The following is a 19,189-nucleotide window of genomic DNA, read 5'->3' on the forward strand; positions in this document are numbered from 1 at the left end:
TGCATCACACCCGAAGGTCGCCGAGCGTCACCGACAGGAACCCGGCCACGACGCCGGAAGCCGCGGGCACCATCAGTACTTTCGCCCCGGACGCTATCCGCTGTTGTTTGAGCGCGTCGTGCAATACCACGAAATGCGACGTGGACGCGGTGTTGCCATAGCGGTCCAGGACCATGAGCGCGGGCGGCACCGGGGCGTCGAATTCGCGTTCGGCGATCTTCGATACCAATTCCACCGCGGGTGCGCTGAATTGATGATGGATCACGTGGTCGTAGCCCTCCGCCGCGAAACTGCTGCCGTTCTCGCGCAGGAAATCCCGCTGCCGGGTCGTCCACAGCAGATAACGGGATTCATTGTGCATCGCCCGGTTGTCGGTGTACAGCGCGATGCCGGAACTGCGATCGCTGGGCATGCCCAGGCACAACTGTGCGAAACCGGCGCTGGTATTGAGTTCGATGTAGTCGATACCCTCGTCGGCACTGCCCTCGCTGTCCAGAATGACGGCGGCCGCACCGTCGCCGACCGTCAGCGAGGCGAACTGCGGATCATATTTCTCGGACATCTCACGCACGGCGGTGTCGGAGATGGGCGTGATGTACTCCCCGGAAACCACCAGCCCGCGTTTCACCATGCCCGCACGAATCATGCGATCCAGCACGAGAACTCCGCTCATCATCCCCGCGCAGGCATTGGAGACGTCGAAGTGGATGGCCCCGGTCGCGCCGAGTTCATTGCGGATCATGAGCGCGAAGGACGGCTCCACGCAGAATTCGCCGTCGCGAATGCGGGTGATGGAGCAGGAGATGACGATATCCAGATCGGCCGCGTCATAGGACGAATTGTCCAGTGCGGTCCGCGCCGCGGCCAGGGCGACGCTCAGGGAATCCTCGTTCTCGGCGCAGCGGCGGCGGTGCCGCACGCCGCTGATGCGCTCCAGGTCGATGGGGGAGTCGATGGCCAGCTGGGCCAGCAACTCCGCGGTCGATATCTCGGTGTCGGGCAGATAGGACCCGACCGCCTCGATTCGTGATCTCACCATGTTCACTCCCAGCAGCCCTCGGTTGCGGGCGACGCTAGCAGTGCCGGTATTTCGGTTTTGAAAAATCTATGATTCAGATCATGTGAGGTGAACTACATTGCGGCACAACGCCATTTGACCTACCCCGCAGCCGACTTCACAAGCGGCGGGCGAAACGTCCGGCCTCGGCCTGATCGCGCGGCTTGACGACAATGGTGTCCAGATTGACGTGCGGCGGGCGCGAGGCCACGAAGCCCACGATCTCCGCGATGTCCTGCGCGACCAGCGGATCGATGCCCTGGTACACGCTCGCCGCACGCTCGGCGTCGCCACCGAAGCGCACCAGCGAGAATTCGGTCTCCACCGCGCCCGGCGCGATCTCGGTCAGCCGCACCGGCTGACCCAGCAGCTCGCCCCGCAGCGTCCGGTGCAGCACGGCCTGCGCGTGCTTGGCCGAGGTGTAGCCGGAGCCGTTGTCGTAGGTGGAGAACGCGGCCACCGAGGTGATGGTGACGATCAGGCCGTCACCGGAGGCGATCAGCTTGGGCAGCAACGACTTCGTGAGCCGCAGCGTGCCCAGCACATTGGTCTCCCACATCCAGCGCCAGTCGTCCAGATCCGCCTCGAGCACCGGGGCCAGGCCCTTCGCGCCGCCGGCATTGTTGACCAGCACATCGCAGCGCTCGACGGCTTCGGTGAAGGCGTGCACCGACTCCTCGTCGGTCACGTCCAGCGGCAGCGCGGTCCCGCCGATCTCCGCGGCCAGCTGCTCCAGCCGATCGACCCGGCGGGCGCCGACGTACACGTGGTACCCCTGCTTGGCGAGTTCGCGGGCGGTTGCCTCGCCGATACCCGAACTGGCTCCGGTCACCACAGCGGTACGAGTGCTCATGTCCCTGAGCTTAGGCAGGGCGTGTCGCCGGTGCGTCGCGGGTGGTTAGCCTCACTCCTATGGCAATTCGGGAAGTAGCGAGCGCGGACGGCACGACCATCGTTTACCGGGTGACCGGTCCGGAGGGGGCCCGGCCGCTCGTGCTCCTGCACGGCTGGTCCGGAAACCTGCGCTGCTGGGGGCAGGCCGCCGACCTGCTCGCCGAGCAATTTCGCGTGATCGCGGTCGACCTGCGCGGCCACGGCTACTCCGACGCTCCCGAGGCCGGATACGACGACCCGAAGAACTGGGCGGCCGATATCGCCGCGGTGCTCGCCGCCGAGGACATCTCCTCCGGCGCGATCCTGCTGGGCTGGTCCTACGGCGGCATCGTGCTGTCCGACTACCTGACCGCCTACGGGACCGGCGCGATCGCGGGCGTCGTCTACACCGGTTCACAGGCCAATATCGGCCGCGGCGTCCAGGGCGCGGAGACCGGTCCGGGCATGAGCAAGGCCATCCCCGACGTCTTCGACGAGAGCGCGGGCAAGGCCATGCGCGGTTTCGCCGCGTTCGGCAATGCCAATACCGGACCCGGCCGCGACAAGGGCGTGGACGCCCAGCGCCTGTTCGGCGGCAGCATCGCCACCCTGCCCCGGGTGCGCAAGGCCCTGTTCTATCGCACCGTCGACAACACCGAGACCCTGCGCGGCCTGGACGTGCCGGTGCTGGTGCTGCACGGCACCGCCGACCCGGTCGTGCCGATCGAGAACGGCCGCTACATCGCCGGCGCCGCGCCGGAGGTGCGGACCTCCTACTGGGAGGGTGCGCAGCACGGCCTCTTCATCGAGGATCCCAGCCGGTTCGTGACGGAGATCACCAATTTCGTTGAGGCGCTGGGGTAATCGCGCGTCGCGGGAGATCGGGGACGGAGTCCTCGTGCGGCCTACGCGAGTTGTGACCGACCTCACTTGGGAAGGTAACCCGTGCATGGGGTGTTACTACCCCCGTGCACACTGGAGTGGTGAGTCAGCGCCTGGACCTACGGCCCAATCGGATTGCCGTGTTATCGGTGCATACCTCACCACTCGCCCAGCCCGGGACCGGCGACGCGGGCGGCATGAACGTCTACGTGCTGCAGACCGCCATCGAACTGGCTCGTCGGGGCACCGAGGTCGAGATCTTCACCCGGGCAACCTCCTCCAATGACGAACCGGTGGTCGAGGCCGCGCCGGGCGTGCTGGTCCGCACGGTGGCCGCCGGGCCCTTCGAGGGGCTCGACAAGCACGATCTGCCCACCCAGCTGTGCCCCTTCGCCGCCGAGGTGCTGCGCACCGAGGCCCGCAATCTGCCCGGCCACTACGACCTCATCCACTCGCACTACTGGCTCTCCGGTCAGGTCGGCTGGCTGGCCCGCGACCGCTGGCGGGTGCCGATGGTGCACACCGCCCACACCCTGGCCGCGGTCAAGAACGCCTACCTCGCCGAGGGCGACTGCCCCGAGCCCGCGGTCCGCGAGATCGGCGAGAAGCAGATCGTCGCCGAGGCCGACCGGCTGGTGGCCAATACCGCCGACGAGGCCCGGCAGCTGATCGAGCTGTACGGCGCGGACCCCGACCACATCGATGTGGCCCTGCCCGGCGCCGACCTGACCCGCTACCAGCCCGGCGACAAGCTCGCCGCCCGCCGCGAGCTCGGTCTGCCCGCGCACGAGCGCATCGTCGCCTTCATCGGGCGCATCCAGCCGCTCAAGGCCCCCGACGTGCTGGTGCGCGCGGCCGCGCAGGTGCTGGCCGAGGAGGCCGCCCTGCCGATCCCGCCGCAACGCCCGCTGCGCGTGGTGATCGTGGGCGGCCCGTCCGGCAGCGGACTGAAGAAGCCCGAGGCCCTGATCGAACTGGCTGCGGCCCTGGGTATTTCGGACCGGGTCACCTTCCTGCCACCCCAGCCCGCGCACCGGCTGGTGCAGGTCTACCGGGCCGCCGACCTGGTGGCCGTGCCCAGCTACAACGAATCCTTCGGCCTGGTCGCCATCGAGGCGCAGGCCAGCGGGACCCCCGTGCTCGCCGCCGATGTGGGCGGGCTGAGCACCGCCGTCCACGACGGTGTTTCCGGCCTGCTGGTCCCCGGCCACCAGACCGGCGACTGGGCCGCCGCCCTGCATTCACTGCTCGACGATCCGGGCAAGCTCGAGGACATGGGCCGGGCCGCGGTCGGGCACGCCGCCAACTTCTCCTGGGCGCACACGGCCGAGGCGCTGCTCGACAGCTATGCCGCCGCGCTCGCCCAGGCGCCGGCCGTCCGGCCGCACAGCGGTAACCTGCACATCGACAGCAATCACGCCAGATCGCTGGCGCTGTGGCGGCGTCGGATGGGAGCAGTACGCAGATGAGCGAGGCCGACCGCACCGAGGAGTGGACGCCCCGCCCGCATGCCAGCACCGGCGGCCTGAACGACGAAACCGCCCGTGCCACCGCGCAACTCATCGACGAGACGCTCCGCGAACGCGAGATCGAGTACACCCGCGACGCCCCCGACCTGTTCGTGGTGGTGCTGCCCGGTGAGCGCAAGCTCAAGACCGTCATCGGCGTCAGCGTCGGCAAGCACGGCGTCCGCATGGAGTCCTTCGTCTGCCGCAAGCCCGACGAGAACTTCGAGGGCGTCTACAAATTCCTGCTCCGCCGCAACCGCCGCCTCTACGGCGTGGCCTACACCATCGACCGCGTCGGCGACATCTACCTGGTCGGCCGGATGTCCAACGACCGCGTCACCCCCGACGAACTCGACCGCTGGCTCGGCCAGATCCTCGAGGCCGTCGACGCCGACTTCAACACCCTCCTCGAACTCGGCTTCGCCGAATCCATTCGCAAGGAATGGAAATGGCGGGTCGCCCGCGGCGAATCCCTCAAGAACCTCCGCGCCTTCGAACACTTGATAGATTGACCCGCCTCCCCGGGACTTCAGTGCGCGGCTGAGAGCTGTCGGCGTCGGGAACGCGTGCCGGAGGCTGGGAGCCGAACCGATTTTGGACGTCCCGACGAGTCACCCCGACCGTTACGAAATCAGTCGTCACCTCGGCATACGGAGAACGAGCTCCGTGCGCGACAATCGGCCGGGCCATCGGAACACGGAAGCGCACAGGAGGCGGTCGGCGATGACGGTATTAGCGCTGGATATCGGAGCGACCAAATTCGCTGCGGCGACCGTGGATTCGGATGGGGTGGCCGGGGATCCGCGGCGGATCGCGGTGCCGGAATCCGGGGTGTGGGACGCCTGCCGGGCATTGCTGACCGATGTTGCCGGGGATGCCCGAATCAGTGCGGTCGGTATCGGGTCGGCCGGGCCGGTGGATGTGGGTGCCGGAGTTTGCGGGCCGCTCAATATTCCGGAGTGGGCCGAGGGATTTCCGATCGTGGATGCGGTGCGGAAACTGTTTCCGGAGGCCGAGATTCGGTTCGCCATCGACGGTGTGTGCCTGGTGCTGGCCGAGCAGCGGTTCGGGGCTGCGCGCGGGGTGCCGAATATGCTCGCCATGACCGTTTCGTCAGGGATTGGTGGCGGCATCATCTCCGATGACCGGGTTGTCATGGGACGCACCGGAAATGGCGGGCACGTCGGTCATATTGTCGTGCCCGGTCAGGACGAGCCCTGCGCGTGCGGTGGATTCGGTTGTGTGGAAGCCGTGGCGAGTGGCAAATCCTCGGTGCGCTGGGCGCGGCGGCAGGGCTGGACCGGAACGACCGGGGTGGAGCTCGCGGCCGCGGCGCACGCGGGGGAGCCGATCGCGGTGGCCGCCCTCGAGCGGGCGGGCACCGCGATCGGGACGGCTGTCGCCTCGGCCGCCGCTTTGCTCGACACCGATCTGGTGGTCATCGGGGGCGGTTTCGCGCAATCCGGCGAACCGCTGTGGGGTCCGCTGCGGACCGCCGCCGCGGCGCACGCGCGACTGAAGTTCCTGCGCGGACTGCGCGTGGTGCCGTCCGAATTGACCGATCAGGCCACCCTGCAGGGTGCCGCGATTCTCGCGCTCGGGGCCGCGAATGCAGGCGAAACCCCGCGTGGGAGGATGAGCCCATGACGTACACCCTCGTGTTGCTGCGCCACGGCGAGAGCGAATGGAATGCCCTGAACCTGTTCACCGGTTGGGTGGACGTTCGTCTCACCGACAAGGGTGTCGCGGAAGGCAAGCGTGCCGGTGAATTGCTCGCCGAGCACGGGATTCTGCCGGATATCGTCTACACCTCGTTGCTGCGCCGTGCCATCAGCACCGCCAACAATGCCCTCGACGCCTGCGACCGGCACTGGATTCCGGTGGTCCGCGACTGGCGCCTGAACGAGCGCCATTACGGCGCGCTGCAGGGCAAGAACAAGGCGGAGATCAAGGAGCAGTACGGCAACGACCAGTTCATGCTGTGGCGCCGCAGCTACGACACTCCGCCGCCGCCGATCGAGGTGGACAGCGAGTACAGCCAGGACGGCGACCCGCGCTACGCCGGCATCGAGGTGCCGCGCACCGAGTGCCTCAAGGACGTCGTGGCCCGCATGGTTCCCTACTGGGAGGACACCATCGCGGCCGATGTGCGCTCGGGCAAGACGGTTCTCGTTGCCGCGCACGGTAATTCGCTGCGCGCCCTGGTGAAGCACCTGGAGAACATCTCGGACGAGGAGATTTCCGAGCTGAACATCCCCACCGGTATCCCGCTCAAGTACGAGCTGGACGAGAACCTGCGGCCGATCGGCAAGGGCGAATACCTCGACCCCGAGGCCGCCGCGGCGGGCGCCGCCGCCGTGGCCGGCCAGGGCGGCAAGTAACCAGCCAGGGCGGCAAGTAACCAGCCAGGGCGGCAAGTAACCAGCCAGGGCGGCAAGTAACCAGCCAGGGCGGCAAGTAATTCGAAACGAAACTCGCGCTGTGACCGGGATTATCCGGTCACGGCGCGTTTTTCATTTCCGGCGAGGTTTTCGCGTCGAAGCCTCGATCGGAATGTCTTATCCGCTACTGTGATCCGCGTCTCACTACGTGAGCGTAGGGTATTTCCCTGTCTCGCAAAGGAATTTGCCGAAGCGTTGCCAGTTTAAATAGGTGTCTGTAACCGGGGTTTGCAACTTACTTCGCAGTAGATATGCTGCTGGGCGTTCGACCATTTGCGAGAGGTAGATCACGTTCGATGAAGCACGCGCTACGGGCCACGGTCTCGGCCGCCGCGGCCGCTCTGCTCCTGCCTGTTGCCGGCATCACCGCCGATGCCGCCATCCCCACCGGCCCCGACGGCGGTGCCGCGGGCGCCGAATGGACCACCACCGAGGACGGGCAGCAGCAGTACCCCAACGTCTTCATCGACTGGGACGTCCCGATCACCATGAGTGACGGCACCGTCCTGAAGGCCAATGTCTACCACCCGGCCGACGCCGCCGGTCATCCCATCGACAGCCCGACGCCGACCGTCGTCAATATGACGCCCTACACCAAGCTGGTGTCGAACGTCGCCGACAGCGCCTTCTCCATCCCCGGCCTGTCCGACGCGCTCCTCGACGTCTTCCGCAACATCCACCTCGACGGCACTCCGCTCACCGGCTTCGGTGAACTGCTGAACGCGGCGGGCAACGGCGAACTCCGCAACTTCTCCGTCGACCGCCAGCTCATCAGGTCCGGGTACACGCAGGTCGTCGTGGACGTGCGCGGCACCGGCTTCTCGCAGGGTGAGTGGGACATGCTGCGCGGCCGCGAACAGCAGGACACCGTCGAGGTCATCGACTGGGCGTCCAAACAGGGCTTCAGTAATGGCCGCATCGGCATGAACGGCCTGTCCTACTCGGCCATCAACCAGGTGCAGGCCGCCGAGAAGCAGCCGCCCGCGCTGAAGGCCATCTTCCCCATCGTGCCCGGCAGCGACCTCATCGACGACGTGCTCGCGCCCGGCGGCGGCTTCGGCTTCAACTTCATTCCGTTGTGGCTGAGCGCCGTCAACGGCCTCAAGTGGGTGCCGGACCTGGCCTCGATCGCCCACGGCGCCTTCGACTTCACATGGCTGCAGGATCGCGTCAACGATCCGTTCGGCTACCTCGACGTGCTCATGTCGGCCTACACCAGCACGGACATGAACAGCATCGACCCGCGCGTCAAGGACATGCTCAACGGCTTCAGCCAGGAACGCCAGGAGTGGCTGGGCGACCCGGCCAAGATCCAGGTGCCGACCTTCGTGACCGGCGGCTGGCACGATCTGTTCACCTACTCGGAATCCAAGATCTACAACCAGATTCCGCTGCCGCCCGGCCAGAAGCAGCTGCTCATGGGCAACACCTACCACGTCACCTCGGGTGCGGATGTCAACCGGGTCGGGGCGCCGCCGCGACTGGACGTGCTGCAGCGCGCCTGGTTCGACAAGTGGCTCAAGGGCATCGACAACGGCATCGATCAGTACGGTCCGGTGACCCTGAAGCAGCAGGGTGGCGGCTGGACCACCCAGGGCGGATTCGGGCCGACCGCACCGGTTTCCGAGGCCGCCGACTACCGCCGCATGTACCTCTCGTCGCAGCGCTCCGGCACCGCGAACAGCCGCTACGACGGCTCGCTCACCGCGGACGCCAATGGCGACACCGACCGGCTCACCGTCGCGCCCGGCCTGTCCACCGTCTGCTCCAATGACGCGGCCCAGGCCACCGCGGGCATCCTGAACCTGGTCGACGCCTGCGCCAAGGACTCCCGCATCGCCGAGACCAACGCGCTCACCTTCACCAGCGCGCCGGTGGTCGAGGCCACCATTGTCTCGGGCCCGATCGCGGTGCACCTCAACACCGTTCAGGACGCCGCCGACGGCTACTGGACCGTCACCGTCAACGACGTCGCCCCCGACGGCCAGTCGACCGTGCTGACCTCCGGCGAGCTCATGGCCTCGCTGCGCCAGGTCGACGAGGCCAACAGCAGTCGCTCCGCCAACGGCGACTACACCGACCCGCGCGCCTTCACCTCCCTGGACAAGCGCGAGGAGACCGTCCCCGGCGAGGCCACCACCCTCGACATCGCCCTCGGCGGCACCCAGGCCGTCCTGCAGCCGGGCCACCGCCTGCGCGTCGACGTCTTCGCCGGCAACTTCCCCAAGGGCCTGCCCATCCTGCCGATGCTCATCGACACCGGTCTGAAGCCCGAACACCTCCAGCTCGACCCCGACCGTCCGAGCTTCGTGAACATCCCGGTCCGCGGTAACACCGGCTGGTGAATCCGTCCCTCCGGGATCGAAGCCCCGGGTGCGCACAACGGCGTGCACACCCGGGGTTTTGCTTTTCGCCCGCATCGGTGCCGAGGTTCAGGCTTCGCCGACGATGACGACTTTGCCGGTGACGGTGCCGGATTCGGCGAGGGTGAGCGCCCGTGCGGCCTCCCGCAACGGGATTCGGGCCGCGATCTGGGGGTGCAGCACGCCGCGCTCCGCGAGATCGAGCACCGCGCCGAGGTCGGCGGCGAGCTGGGCCCGGAACCGGGCGAGCCGGCGGCGTCCGGCCCAGATGTTGTAGAAGGACGCATTCCGCCCGTTGGGCAGCGCGTTCCACCACAGCAGCCGGGCGAACAGCTTCAGCACCGGCAGCCGGGAATCGCCCTCCTCGTTCTTGGTGGCCGCGCTGCCGTAGGAGACGAGGGTGCCGCCGGGCGCCAGCAATGCGAAGGAGTCCACGATGCCGGGACCGCCGAGATGATCGAAGACGGCATCCACCCCGTTCGGCGCGAGCGCCCGCACCTGGGCCGCCACGTCCCCGCGATAGTCCACCGGCAGTGCGCCGAGCGCGGCCACCGCGTCCGCATTGCGTGCCGACGCCGTCCCGATCACCCGGATCCCGGCGGCGCGCGCCAGCTGCACCAGCGTCGAGCCGACACCGCCGTTCGCGCCGTGCACCAGAATCGTCTGCCCCGCACGGGCTTTCGCCTTCCGGTGCAGCATCTGCCAGGCGGTGATGCCATTGACGACGAAGGTTTCCGCCACGTCCGCCGCCAGTCCGTCGGGTACCGGCACCAGATCGCCCGCGGGCACCGTGAGGTGACTGCTCCAGCCGCCGATCTTGGTCAGCGCAGCGACCCGGCGGCCGACCAGGGCCGGATCGACCCCGGCTCCGACCGCGATCACCTCGCCGACGATGTCGTAGCCGGGCACGAATGGAAACGCCGGCTGGTCGTAGTACTTGCCGCGCCGCATCTGCTGTTCGGCGAAGGACACGCCCGTCGCCTCCATGCGGACCAGCGCCTCGCCGCTGCCCGGCGGCGGCAATTCGCGGTCGGTGACGGTCAGTCCCTCCGGCTCGACGCGTCCCGGCAGCACTACCTCGGTGGCGATGATGTTCGACATCGGCCTGTCCCTCTCAGGTGTGTGATTGGTCAATCACTCTGTGGTTGAAAGAAAACGCCCTCGTCGGAGGGCGTGTGAAGGTCAGTTGAAGTGGCGGATTCCCGCGGTCAGGGTGGCGGCCCAGGCGCCCTCGCCGGCATCCAGGCCGAGAGTGGTGATCAGGTGGCACAGCTGTCCGTGGGCCATGAAGTGCTGCACCTGCTCACCCGTTGCGCCGGAACGGGTTTCGGCGAAGTCGGTAATGCGCTGGAGGCCGCGGCGCAGGGCCGCGGCGATATCGGGCGTATCGGCCGCGGACAGGGCGTGCACCTGCAGCATGAGCAGGCTCTTGTCCGCGATCAATTCGGCGTAGGCCCCGCCCATTTCGTGCAGCACCCGCTCCGGATCGCCGCCCGGTGTCCGGGCGGCTCCAGTGGCCAGTGCCCCCTCGACCCGCTCGAAACACCGGTCCAGCGCGGCGACGAACAACTCCACCTTGCTGGGGAACAGTTTGAACACGTACGCGGGGGAGATCCCGGCCGTCGCGGCGACGGTGTTGATCGGGGTCCCATGGAATCCGGTCTTGGCGAATTCGGTGATGGCCGCGTCCAGCACGGCTTCCCGCCGAATGTCCGAAGTCGAGAGTGCGATCCCGCGCCTGTTCATGTGAGTGACCGTACACTCACTCTCCGTTTTCCCGCAAGCCCACCGGCCTAATCGGCAGCGGCGAAGGCGGACTCCAAGGGCGGGAACATGGCTCGGGCGTCATGGCCCGCGAACCAGAGGCCGACGACGAAAGCCGAAGTCGCTTCGAGGTATCGGGCCTGGGCGAGGCCGCCCGCGTGGACCGGATGCAGCTTCAGGTCTGTGGCCAGGGCGGCCACCGTCGCCATGGCGTTCGGGTCGTCGCCGCACAGCGGAACGGTCAGGGGGCGGCCCTCGAACTCGCGGTGGGGGCCCGCCCAGACCTCGGCCGCAAGCAGATTGAACGCCTTCACCACACGTGCTCCGGGCACAGTGTCCGCGATCCGTTCCGCGACAGCGGGTTCGGAGAGGGTGAACCCTCCGCTGTCGGGAGCGAAGGCATTCGTGCAGTCGATCAGCGTGCGGCCCGCCAGGGCATGCCGTCCGTCGGTTCCGTCCGCCGCACCCACCCCTGTCGCGTCCTCCGAGTTCGCCGCGGCGAGCACCTCGGCGAGGGCGTCGACCGGGACGGCCAGCAGTGTGATGTCGCCGAAGCGAGCGGCGTCGGTGATGGTGGTGGCTCGTGCGCCGTGGCCGATGACAGCGACTGCCTCGTCGGCGCGGGCCGAAGTGCGTGCACCGAGCGCGATTTCGTGTCCGGCCGCGGCCCAGCCGCCGCCGAGGGCGCGGGCCATCTGTCCGGCTCCGATGATTCCGATTCGCATGTGAACTCCTTGGTCTGGCTTGCGCAATCGACGCTAGGGATTCCGATGCGCACTCCCGGGTGCCCAATGACGGTGGCAGGCTGGATGCATGACGGCCGAGATCATCGAACCGGTGGAATTCGCGGAGTACGGCGGGCTCGAATCCGATTGCCCCGCGCGGCTGGCCGTGGACGTGTTCGGCAATTCGTGGCTGACTGTGATCGTTTACACACTCCGCGAGGGCCCGATGCGGCCGGTGGAATTGCGGCGGGCGATCGGCGGCATCAGTCAGAAGATGCTCACCCAGACGCTGCGGCGCATGGAGCGGATGGGATTGCTGGAACGTCGCCGATATGCGGAATCCCCACCGCGCGTGGAGTATTCGCTGACTCCGGCGGGCGCGGATCTGCTCATCCCCATCTTCGCGCTGGGAGAGTGGGCGGACCGCCACGGGGACACCGTCCGCACCGCCCTCTACGGCGACGCCGAGGACTGATCCGCGATCGCGAAAGTGGTTGCCGCAAGGGCGCTCAGCGGTCGAGACACGCTGACCGAACATTGCGTAAACGCCGGGCTAACGAGGATGGAAGTGCCCATGACCTGCGTGAAACTTCCAGCACCCGGGGTTTGACCCCGCGTCGGCGACCGTACGATTCAAAGTGTGAGCGTTCCACAGGCCGTGCTTTTGGCAGTCCTGGCGGCCGTAGTCGGACTGGCCGTCGGAGGACTGCTCATTCCGTATGTGAACGCTCGCCAGGAGCGCCTGCGCGCCGCCACCGACACCGGGCTGACCATGTCCCAGGTCCTGGACCTGATCGTGCTCGCCTCCGAGTCCGGCATCGCCGTGGTGGACCAGTACCGGGACGTGGTGCTGGTGAACCCGCGCGCCGAGGAGCTGGGCGTCGTCCACGACCGCCTGCTCGACGAGCGTGCCTGGGCAGCGGTGGAACAGGTGCTGGCCGGCGGCCAGGATGTCGATTTCGAACTCACCGCCAAGATCCCCATGCCGGGCCGCGCCCGCCTCGCTGTCCGAGGAGTTGCTCGGCCGCTCTCGCAGGAGAACACGAACTTCGTGGTCCTGTTCGCGGACGACGACTCCGAGCAGGCCCGCATGGAGGCCACCCGCCGCGACTTCGTCGCCAATGTGAGCCATGAGCTCAAGACCCCGGTCGGCGCCATGAGCCTGTTGGCCGAGGCGTTGCTGGAATCCGCCGACGATCCGGACTCGGTGCGGCACTTCGGGGAACGCCTGCACGGCGAGGCCCGCCGCATGGGCAAGATGGTGACCGAGCTCATCGCACTGTCCCGCCTGCAGGGCGCGGAACGGCTGCCGGAACTGGAAGCCGTCGACGTCGACACCGTCGTCACCCAGGCCATCGAGCGCTCCCGCAACGTGGCCGAGGCCGCGGGCATCACCGTCTCCACCGACGCCACCAGCGGCCTCGAGGTGCTCGGCGACCAGACCCTGCTGGTGACCGCCCTGTCCAACCTGGTCGAGAACGCCATCGCCTACTCCCCGCGCGGCTCGCACGTGTCGGTGAGCCGGGCGCTGCGCGGCGGCTACGTCAATATCGCGGTCACCGATCGCGGCATCGGCATCTCCAAGGAGGACCAGGAGCGCGTCTTCGAGCGTTTCTTCCGGGCCGACAAGGCGCGCTCGCGTGCCACCGGCGGTACCGGCCTCGGGCTGGCTATCGTCAAGCATGTGGCCGCCAACCACAACGGTGAGATCACCCTGTGGAGCAAACTGGGCACCGGATCGACGTTCACCCTGCGTATCCCGGCCCACCCTGCCGATTCCAACGGGCAGGTCGACAAGAGACTTGCCACCGGTGTTCCGGTGGCCAAGAAGGAAAACGGCTCGCGCCCCCTCGGGCGGGCCAGAACCAACGGTGTGGAGGCAACCCGATGACGAGTGTGCTGATCGTCGAGGACGAGGAGTCGCTGGCCGATCCGCTCGCGTTCCTGCTGCGCAAGGAGGGGTTCGAGGTCACCGTGGTGGGTGACGGCCCGGCCGCCCTGGCCGAGTTCGACCGTTCCGGCGCGGACATCGTCCTGCTCGATCTCATGCTCCCCGGCATGAGCGGCACCGACGTGTGCAAGCAACTGCGCGCTCGCGGCAGTGTCCCGGTGATCATGGTGACCGCGCGCGACAGCGAGATCGACAAGGTGGTCGGCCTGGAACTGGGCGCCGATGACTACGTCACCAAGCCCTATTCCTCGCGCGAGCTGATCGCCCGCATCCGGGCCGTGCTGCGCCGCGGCGCCGGCGAGGAACCCGACAACGGCAGCGAGACCAGCGTGCTGGAGGCCGGCCCGGTGCGCATGGACGTGGACCGCCACACCGTCCAGGTGAACGGCAAGGCGGTGACCCTGCCGCTCAAGGAGTTCGACCTGCTCGAATACCTGCTGCGCAATTCGGGTCGCGTGCTCACCCGCGGACAGCTCATCGACCGCGTCTGGGGCGCCGACTACGTCGGCGACACCAAGACCCTCGACGTGCACGTCAAGCGCCTGCGCTCGAAGATCGAGGCCGACCCGGCCAAGCCGGAACACCTGGTCACCGTGCGCGGCCTGGGCTACAAGCTCGAGGCGTAGCCCACCCGGACGACAAAGAACCCGCCCGCTTCGAATTCGCGAAGCGGGCGGGTTCGGCTTACTCCCGACCAAGTCCTTCGAACGCCCCCCGGCAGTCTTCGGTGCTCAGGCGTTGGGGTCGTTCTTCATGCTGTCGACCCACGCGGGGCCGAGGCCCGGCAGCTCCTGCTTGTCCAGAATGATCCAGCCCAGGCCCGGGTTGTCCTGCTGCATGCAGCCGTACCACGGCACGTCGGCGCCATTGCCCTTGCACGCGATGGTGTGGCTGGTGCCGTACGGGCTGACGATGATCTGCTTGCCGGCATCCTTGGCGCTCAAGACGGCGGGATCGTTGTACGCGACGAAGTCGGCGGTGCGATCGCTGTACACATTGGGGTCGGCGTTGTCGGCGAACGCCTGCGGCGCGATGGCGAGAACGGCACCTGCGGCCAGCGCAGTGACGGCGAGAGTTTTCTTGATCATGGCCAGGATGTCTAACACGCTCCGGTGAATTCGCAATAGCGGAACGATGTCGCGCATACTTCGGGCTATTCACTTCCCGAGGTCATCGGACCGGGTGGGATGCGAAATATACTTCTGCGCAGCCTGATTCGTTTGTCGCCCGGCCGCATCGGCTGTTCACCTCCCGGCCACCCGCGATCGCGTCACATAACGACGCGGGCCGGGCTCGGGACAGTCGCGCCCGCCGCGATGTGACGGCGGGCACGAAACCGGTGCGCTACGAGCCGGCGCTGCCGGTCAGCCCGCCGAGCAGGCCGCCCAGCGCCGAACCCGCGCTGCCGGTCCCGCCGCCAGCGCCGGTGCCACCGCCACCGCCCGGCTGGGACGGATCGGTCACGTTCACGATGATGGTCTTGGTGTTGCCGCCCTGCGAGGCGGTGATCATGTGCTGGCCCGCGGTGGTGGGCTTCCAGTCGATGCTGGAGTAGCCGATCGGCCACGGCACCTTGCCGGCCGGGGTGAGGCTGGCGCCGTTGTCCGACCAGTAGACGAGCAGGCCGATGCCCGCGCCGCTGAGGTTGGCGGTGAGGGTGTAGCCGGTGTTGATGGTGTACGGGGCGCTGCCGGAGATAGCGACCGAGTCGACCGTGGCGGCGGCCTGCGGCGCGGCCAGTACGGCGACGGCGGCGGTGGTCACGAGACCCGCGACGCCCGCGCCGATCCGGCGGGCTGATTTCGATGCACGAATGGTGCTCATGCGGAAAGTCCTGTCTCGCTTGCTAGTTCGGCGTGGTGCCGCTGCTGCCGCTGCCGAGCGGGCCGGCGGGCCCGAAGCCGCTGCCGGTGCTGCTGGAGCCCGAGCCGAGCGGTGCGTCGGCCACCTGCACGACGATCGACTGGCTGTTGGGGCCCTGGGACGCGGTGATGATGTGCTGTCCGCTGGTGGTGGGCCGCCAGCTGATCGAGGCGTGTCCGGGCGGGGACGGGATCTTGGGCGGGCCGATCTCGTTGCCGTTGTCACTGAAGTACACGAGCAGGCCGATCGAGGCGCCGCTGAGGGTGGCCGAGATGGTGTATGCCTTGTCGACCACCGGGTTCGACTGGTCGATGCTGACCGTGTCGACCGCGGCCAGGGACGCGGGGGCCGCGACCACGGCCGCGGCGGCGAGGGCGGCGAAGCCGGTGATCCCCACGCCGGCTCGGCGCGCGCTGATTCTCGGTGGTGTGTTGCGCATGTGTTGCTCTCCTGTGCTGCCCCACGGGGAGATGTGCGGGCTTCCGCACCCTAAGGGACCGGATGTGTGAAGCGTGGCTATTTCGAAAAAATAATCAAGCAAGCGTCCGCTTGGTGCTGGTGGGCGTGACGGGCCCCACCGGAAAACCCGTCACGCCGTACCCGAATCGGGTGGTTGCTAGCTGCTGCCGAACAGCCCGCGCAGCAGTCCGCCGACCAGGGTGCCCGCGCTGCCGCTCGCGCTGCCCGTGCCATTGCTGCCCGTGCCGCCGCTGCCCGGCGTGGTGGTGGTCGGGTTACTGGTGGGCGGCGTGGTGGTGGTCGTGGTCGGCGGCGTGGTCGTGGTCGTCCCGCCGGAACCGGTGCCGACATTCACGACCAGGGTCTGGGTGCTGTTGCCCTGCGAGGCCGTGATGATGTGCTGGCCGGGGGTGGACGGCGACCAGTCCAGGCTGGCCTCACCCGGGGGCCACGGGACCTTGCCGACCGGAGTCAGGCTGGCGCCGTTGTCGCTCCAGTAGACGAGCAGGCCGACCGACGCGCCCGACAGGGACGCGTGCAGGGTGTAGTCGCCGCCGACGGTGGGCGTGGCGCTGGAAATGGTGATCACGTCGACGGTCGCGCTCGCGGTCGGCGACATGACCACCGCGACCGCGGCGGCAGCCGCGACCGTGACGCCGGCCAGTCCGGCCCCGACCACGCGGCCCGAAGGTTTGCTGCGCATGGGTACTCCTGTGCTTCTCATGGTGTGCCCCAAGGGAATTGGGATGGGAATCGGGTCAGAGCCCGAAGGGCAGGCCATTGGCGCTGCCGGTGCCGCCGCCGCTGCTGCCGGTGCCGCCGTTGCCCGGCGACGTCGTGGTGGTCGGCGGGACCGTGGTGGTGGTCGTGGGCGGGACCGTGGTGGTCGTGGTGGGCGGCACCGTGGTGGTGGTGGTCGGCGGCACCGTGGTCGTAGTGGTGGGCGGCACCGTCGTGGTCGTGGTCGGCGGGACCGTGGTCGTGGTGGTCGGCGGCACGGTCGTGGTGGTGGTGCCGTCGCCGACGTTCACGATCAGGGTCTGGGTGGTGCTGCCCTGCGAACAGGTGATGATGTGCTGGCCCGGGGTGCTCGGGGTCCAGTCCAGGCTGGCGTGGCCGGGGGGCCACGGGACCTTGCCGACCGGGGTCAGGCTGCTGCCGTTGTCACTCCAGTAGACGAGCAGGCCGACCGACGCGCCGGAGAGGTTGGCGCTGAGGGTATAGCTGGTGCCGACGGTCCAGTTCGATCCCGAGATGGACACCGAGTCGACGCTGGCGTGCGCGGCCGGAGCCTCGTGCGTGGTCAGGACGGTGACCGCACCGGTCGCGATGGCCAGCCCGGCCAGACCCGCGCCGAGGCCGCGCCCCATGGGGGTAATTCTCATGAAAACTCCTGGATTTCAGGGGAATTGGTCTCGATCAGAGACCGAAGGGCAGCCCGTTGGCGCTGCCGGTGCCACCGCCGCCACCGCCGCCGGGGGTGGTCGTGGTGGTCGGGGGAACCGTTGTGGTGGTGGGCGGTTCAGTGGTGGTGGTCGGCGGTGCCGTGGTCGTCGTCGGCGGAACCGTTGTGGTGGTGGGCGGTTCGGTCGTGGTGGTCGGCGGCACGGTGGTGGTCGGGGGAACCGTTGTGGTGGTGGGCGGTTCGGTGGTCGTCGTCGGCGGCACCGTTGTGGTCGTCGGCGGTTCGGTGGTGGTCGTCGGCGGCACCGTGGTGGTCGTCGGCGGCACTGTTGTGGTGGTCGGCGGTTCAGTGGTGGTCGTGGGCGGGACCGTGGTGGTCGTGGTCGGTGGCACCGTGGTGGTGGTCGGCGGGACCGTGGTCGTGGTGGTCGGCGGGACCGTCGTGGTGGTGGTCGGCGGGACGGTCGTGGTGGTGGTGCCGTCGCCGACGTTCACGATCAGGGTCTGGGTGGTGCTGCCCTGCGAGCAGGTGATGACGTGCTGCCCTGGGGTTTTGGGGGTCCAGTCGAGGCTGGCATGGCCGGGGGGCCACGGGACCTTGCCGACGGGGGTGAGGCTGCTGCCGTTGTCGCTCCAGTAGACGAGCAGGCCGACGGAGGCGCCGGAGAGGTTGGCGCTGAGGGTATAGCTGGTGCCGACGGTCCAGTTCGATCCCGAGATGGAAACCGAGTCGACCGAGGCGTGGGCGGCGGGGGCTTCGTGTGTGGCCAGAACGGTGACTGCGCCCGTCGCGATGGCCAGCCCGGCGAGACCGATGCCGAGATGGCGGCCGCCCAAGGGGATTTTGCTCACTATGCGTACTCCTGTGCTGCGACCCATGTGGATAGGGGTCCGTCGCACAGTAAGGGAGCGGCAATGTGAAATTGTGTGATTTCAGAAAATTACTGGCTAGTTCTCCGCTATTGCTGCGCGGACTTAGCCTTGCGGGCCGCCTTCTTCGCGGACGTGGCCTCCCGCTTCGCGGCCTCGGCGGCCTTCTCCTCCGCGATGGCCGTGGCCGGATGCACCGCCACGATGCCCAGGCCCTGACGGCGCTTGCAGTGCCGCGCCAGCTCGTCGTAGGCCGGCTTGCCGATCAGCTCGATCAGCTCGGGCGCGTAAGCCTCCCACACCGGGCGGGTGCCGACGTGCGCATCCGGCGAACCGGTGCAGTACCAGTTCAGATCCAGGCCGCCGGGACCCCAGCCGCGGCGGTCGTACTCGGTGATCACGGTGCGCAGGATCTCCACCCCGTCCGGCCGGTCCACCCATTCCTGGGTGCGGCGGATGGGCAGCTGCCAGCACACTTCCGGCTTCACGGTGAGCGGCTCCAGGCCCTTGCGCAGCGCCATGGTGTGCAGCGCGCAGCCGATGCCCCCGGCGAAGCCGGGCCGGTTGAGGAAGATGCAGGCGCCGTCCACCCGCCGGGTGCGCAGAGCGGGTTCGTCGTCGAGGTCGTCCTCTTCCAGATACATCTTCTTGCGGACCCGGCCCTTCTCGTCGACGGCCTTGTCCATCAGCTGCCAGTCCTCGGGTGTGAGCATTTTCACAGCCTGGTGCAGCTTCTTGCCGTCCTCCTCGTCGGAGAGGAACGCGCCGTGCGAGCAGCAGCCGTCGTTCTCCCGGCCGTCGATGATGCCCTGACACGCCGGAGTGCCGAAAACGCAGGTCCAGCGCGAGAGCAGCCAGGTCAGATCGGCCGCGATCAAATGCTCATCATTTGCTGGATCGACGAATTCGATCCACTCCCGCGGGAAGTCGAGTTCAACTTCGGGCGCCGGGTCGATCTTCGCCGCTGGTCGCAGCCCGGTCGGTCCGCTCGCCGATGCACCTGCTGTCACAATGCGGAACGCTAACAGC

General features: G+C 68.2%; 21 protein-coding genes. 9 read left to right on the plus strand and 12 right to left on the minus strand.

The features are described 5' to 3' along the window. Positions 1 to 4 precede the first annotated feature (4 nt). Together ACFXKA_RS32445 and ACFXKA_RS32450 are read right to left on the minus strand one after the other, a co-directional pair. Positions 5 to 1,039, minus strand: coding sequence for a 3-oxoacyl-ACP synthase III family protein (locus tag ACFXKA_RS32445; RefSeq protein ID WP_379430203.1), 1,035 nt, complete (start codon positions 1,037 to 1,039; stop codon positions 5 to 7). A 136-nt stretch (positions 1,040 to 1,175) separates the two neighbouring features. Further along, complete coding sequence (locus ACFXKA_RS32450) at positions 1,176 to 1,910, minus strand: SDR family NAD(P)-dependent oxidoreductase (RefSeq protein WP_379430204.1); 735 nt, start codon at positions 1,908 to 1,910, stop codon at positions 1,176 to 1,178. A gap of 59 nt (positions 1,911 to 1,969) precedes the next feature. Between ACFXKA_RS32450 and ACFXKA_RS32455 the strand changes: the two genes are divergently transcribed. The 6 genes from ACFXKA_RS32455 to ACFXKA_RS32480 all read left to right on the plus strand — a co-directional run bounded on the left by ACFXKA_RS32455 (position 1,970) and on the right by ACFXKA_RS32480 (position 9,106). Beyond that, positions 1,970 to 2,794 (plus strand): alpha/beta fold hydrolase, encoded by an 825-nt coding sequence (locus tag ACFXKA_RS32455; RefSeq protein ID WP_379430205.1) that lies wholly within the window; start codon positions 1,970 to 1,972, stop codon positions 2,792 to 2,794. A gap of 119 nt (positions 2,795 to 2,913) precedes the next feature. Beyond that, positions 2,914 to 4,281 carry a D-inositol-3-phosphate glycosyltransferase gene (mshA, locus tag ACFXKA_RS32460; RefSeq protein ID WP_354846965.1) on the plus strand — a complete coding sequence of 456 codons (1,368 nt, stop codon included), beginning with the start codon at positions 2,914 to 2,916 and terminating at the stop codon, positions 4,279 to 4,281. Then, the gene (locus tag ACFXKA_RS32465) at positions 4,278 to 4,832 is read left to right on the plus strand and encodes a YbjN domain-containing protein (protein ID WP_354846961.1); all 555 of its coding nucleotides are present in this window, start codon (positions 4,278 to 4,280) and stop codon (positions 4,830 to 4,832) included. Before mshA ends, ACFXKA_RS32465 begins: the two co-directional genes overlap by 4 nt. Positions 4,833 to 5,043: 211 nt before the next feature. Further along, positions 5,044 to 5,967, plus strand: coding sequence for an ROK family protein (locus ACFXKA_RS32470; protein WP_379430206.1), 924 nt, complete (start codon positions 5,044 to 5,046; stop codon positions 5,965 to 5,967). Next, positions 5,964 to 6,701, plus strand: coding sequence for a phosphoglyceromutase (locus ACFXKA_RS32475; RefSeq protein ID WP_354846955.1), 738 nt, complete (start codon positions 5,964 to 5,966; stop codon positions 6,699 to 6,701). Before ACFXKA_RS32470 ends, ACFXKA_RS32475 begins: the two co-directional genes overlap by 4 nt. Before the next feature lie 356 nt (positions 6,702 to 7,057). Then, positions 7,058 to 9,106, plus strand: coding sequence for a CocE/NonD family hydrolase (locus tag ACFXKA_RS32480; RefSeq protein ID WP_379430207.1), 2,049 nt, complete (start codon positions 7,058 to 7,060; stop codon positions 9,104 to 9,106). A gap of 87 nt (positions 9,107 to 9,193) precedes the next feature. Here ACFXKA_RS32480 and ACFXKA_RS32485 read toward each other — a convergent pair whose 3' ends face one another. From ACFXKA_RS32485 to ACFXKA_RS32495, 3 genes are all read right to left on the minus strand, one after another. Then, complete coding sequence (locus tag ACFXKA_RS32485) at positions 9,194 to 10,225, minus strand: medium chain dehydrogenase/reductase family protein (protein ID WP_379430208.1); 1,032 nt, start codon at positions 10,223 to 10,225, stop codon at positions 9,194 to 9,196. Positions 10,226 to 10,306: 81 nt separating this feature from the next. After that, positions 10,307 to 10,870 carry a TetR/AcrR family transcriptional regulator gene (locus tag ACFXKA_RS32490; protein WP_379430209.1) on the minus strand — a complete coding sequence of 188 codons (564 nt, stop codon included), beginning with the start codon at positions 10,868 to 10,870 and terminating at the stop codon, positions 10,307 to 10,309. Positions 10,871 to 10,917: 47 nt separating this feature from the next. Next, a complete protein-coding gene (locus ACFXKA_RS32495) occupies positions 10,918 to 11,613 on the minus strand; it encodes an NAD(P)-binding domain-containing protein (protein WP_354846943.1) in 696 nt (231 codons plus the stop codon). 88 nt (positions 11,614 to 11,701) lie between these two features. On the opposite strand from ACFXKA_RS32495, the gene ACFXKA_RS32500 reads away from it, so the two are divergent. The 3 genes from ACFXKA_RS32500 to ACFXKA_RS32510 all read left to right on the plus strand — a co-directional run bounded on the left by ACFXKA_RS32500 (position 11,702) and on the right by ACFXKA_RS32510 (position 14,190). After that, positions 11,702 to 12,088, plus strand: a complete 387-nt coding sequence (locus ACFXKA_RS32500; RefSeq protein WP_354846940.1) for a helix-turn-helix domain-containing protein — start codon at positions 11,702 to 11,704, stop codon at positions 12,086 to 12,088. Positions 12,089 to 12,253: 165 nt separating this feature from the next. Next, complete coding sequence (locus ACFXKA_RS32505) at positions 12,254 to 13,504, plus strand: sensor histidine kinase (protein ID WP_379389222.1); 1,251 nt, start codon at positions 12,254 to 12,256, stop codon at positions 13,502 to 13,504. Continuing rightward, complete coding sequence (locus ACFXKA_RS32510) at positions 13,501 to 14,190, plus strand: response regulator transcription factor (RefSeq protein ID WP_154790977.1); 690 nt, start codon at positions 13,501 to 13,503, stop codon at positions 14,188 to 14,190. The genes ACFXKA_RS32505 and ACFXKA_RS32510 overlap by 4 nt, the downstream gene beginning before the upstream one ends. Before the next feature lie 105 nt (positions 14,191 to 14,295). Here the strand turns inward: ACFXKA_RS32510 and ACFXKA_RS32515 are convergent, their stop codons facing one another. From ACFXKA_RS32515 to ACFXKA_RS32545, 7 genes are all read right to left on the minus strand, one after another. Further along, positions 14,296 to 14,652 (minus strand): hypothetical protein, encoded by a 357-nt coding sequence (locus ACFXKA_RS32515; protein ID WP_379430210.1) that lies wholly within the window; start codon positions 14,650 to 14,652, stop codon positions 14,296 to 14,298. 256 nt (positions 14,653 to 14,908) lie between these two features. Continuing rightward, positions 14,909 to 15,388, minus strand: coding sequence for a hypothetical protein (locus ACFXKA_RS32520; protein ID WP_379430211.1), 480 nt, complete (start codon positions 15,386 to 15,388; stop codon positions 14,909 to 14,911). 22 nt (positions 15,389 to 15,410) lie between these two features. Next, positions 15,411 to 15,866, minus strand: coding sequence for an Ig-like domain-containing protein (locus tag ACFXKA_RS32525; protein WP_379430212.1), 456 nt, complete (start codon positions 15,864 to 15,866; stop codon positions 15,411 to 15,413). A 177-nt stretch (positions 15,867 to 16,043) separates the two neighbouring features. Then, positions 16,044 to 16,589, minus strand: a complete 546-nt coding sequence (locus ACFXKA_RS32530; protein WP_354846926.1) for a hypothetical protein — start codon at positions 16,587 to 16,589, stop codon at positions 16,044 to 16,046. A gap of 55 nt (positions 16,590 to 16,644) precedes the next feature. Beyond that, complete coding sequence (locus ACFXKA_RS32535; RefSeq protein WP_354846924.1) at positions 16,645 to 17,271, minus strand: hypothetical protein; 627 nt, start codon at positions 17,269 to 17,271, stop codon at positions 16,645 to 16,647. Between the two features lie 34 nt (positions 17,272 to 17,305). Then, a complete protein-coding gene (locus tag ACFXKA_RS32540; RefSeq protein ID WP_379430213.1) occupies positions 17,306 to 18,142 on the minus strand; it encodes a hypothetical protein in 837 nt (278 codons plus the stop codon). 107 nt (positions 18,143 to 18,249) lie between these two features. Further along, a complete protein-coding gene (locus ACFXKA_RS32545) occupies positions 18,250 to 19,170 on the minus strand; it encodes a hypothetical protein (RefSeq protein ID WP_379430214.1) in 921 nt (306 codons plus the stop codon). Between the last annotated feature and the right edge of the window lie 19 nt (positions 19,171 to 19,189).

The sequence above is a fragment of the Nocardia sp. NPDC059228 genome (assembly GCF_042754245.1).
In the GTDB taxonomy this organism is placed as follows: Bacteria; Actinomycetota; Actinomycetes; order Mycobacteriales; family Mycobacteriaceae; genus Nocardia.

Excerpts from the sequence above, each read along its gene's own strand:
- ACFXKA_RS32515 (WP_379430210.1), bottom strand. The coding sequence starts at position 14,652 with ATGATCAAGAAAACTCTCGCCGTCACTGCGCTGGCCGCAGGTGCCGTT.
- ACFXKA_RS32470 (WP_379430206.1), top strand. The coding sequence starts at position 5,044 with ATGACGGTATTAGCGCTGGATATCGGAGCGACCAAATTCGCTGCGGCG.
- ACFXKA_RS32535 (WP_354846924.1), bottom strand. The coding sequence starts at position 17,271 with ATGAGAATTACCCCCATGGGGCGCGGCCTCGGCGCGGGTCTGGCCGGG.
- ACFXKA_RS32485 (WP_379430208.1), bottom strand. The coding sequence starts at position 10,225 with ATGTCGAACATCATCGCCACCGAGGTAGTGCTGCCGGGACGCGTCGAG.
- ACFXKA_RS32530 (WP_354846926.1), bottom strand. The coding sequence starts at position 16,589 with ATGCGCAGCAAACCTTCGGGCCGCGTGGTCGGGGCCGGACTGGCCGGC.
- ACFXKA_RS32525 (WP_379430212.1), bottom strand. The coding sequence starts at position 15,866 with ATGCGCAACACACCACCGAGAATCAGCGCGCGCCGAGCCGGCGTGGGG.
- ACFXKA_RS32495 (WP_354846943.1), bottom strand. The coding sequence starts at position 11,613 with ATGCGAATCGGAATCATCGGAGCCGGACAGATGGCCCGCGCCCTCGGC.
- ACFXKA_RS32445 (WP_379430203.1), bottom strand. The coding sequence starts at position 1,039 with ATGGTGAGATCACGAATCGAGGCGGTCGGGTCCTATCTGCCCGACACC.
- ACFXKA_RS32475 (WP_354846955.1), top strand. The coding sequence starts at position 5,964 with ATGACGTACACCCTCGTGTTGCTGCGCCACGGCGAGAGCGAATGGAAT.
- ACFXKA_RS32490 (WP_379430209.1), bottom strand. The coding sequence starts at position 10,870 with ATGAACAGGCGCGGGATCGCACTCTCGACTTCGGACATTCGGCGGGAA.
- ACFXKA_RS32450 (WP_379430204.1), bottom strand. The coding sequence starts at position 1,910 with ATGAGCACTCGTACCGCTGTGGTGACCGGAGCCAGTTCGGGTATCGGC.
- ACFXKA_RS32500 (WP_354846940.1), top strand. The coding sequence starts at position 11,702 with ATGACGGCCGAGATCATCGAACCGGTGGAATTCGCGGAGTACGGCGGG.
- ACFXKA_RS32465 (WP_354846961.1), top strand. The coding sequence starts at position 4,278 with ATGAGCGAGGCCGACCGCACCGAGGAGTGGACGCCCCGCCCGCATGCC.
- ACFXKA_RS32480 (WP_379430207.1), top strand. The coding sequence starts at position 7,058 with ATGAAGCACGCGCTACGGGCCACGGTCTCGGCCGCCGCGGCCGCTCTG.
- ACFXKA_RS32520 (WP_379430211.1), bottom strand. The coding sequence starts at position 15,388 with ATGAGCACCATTCGTGCATCGAAATCAGCCCGCCGGATCGGCGCGGGC.
- ACFXKA_RS32510 (WP_154790977.1), top strand. The coding sequence starts at position 13,501 with ATGACGAGTGTGCTGATCGTCGAGGACGAGGAGTCGCTGGCCGATCCG.
- ACFXKA_RS32455 (WP_379430205.1), top strand. The coding sequence starts at position 1,970 with ATGGCAATTCGGGAAGTAGCGAGCGCGGACGGCACGACCATCGTTTAC.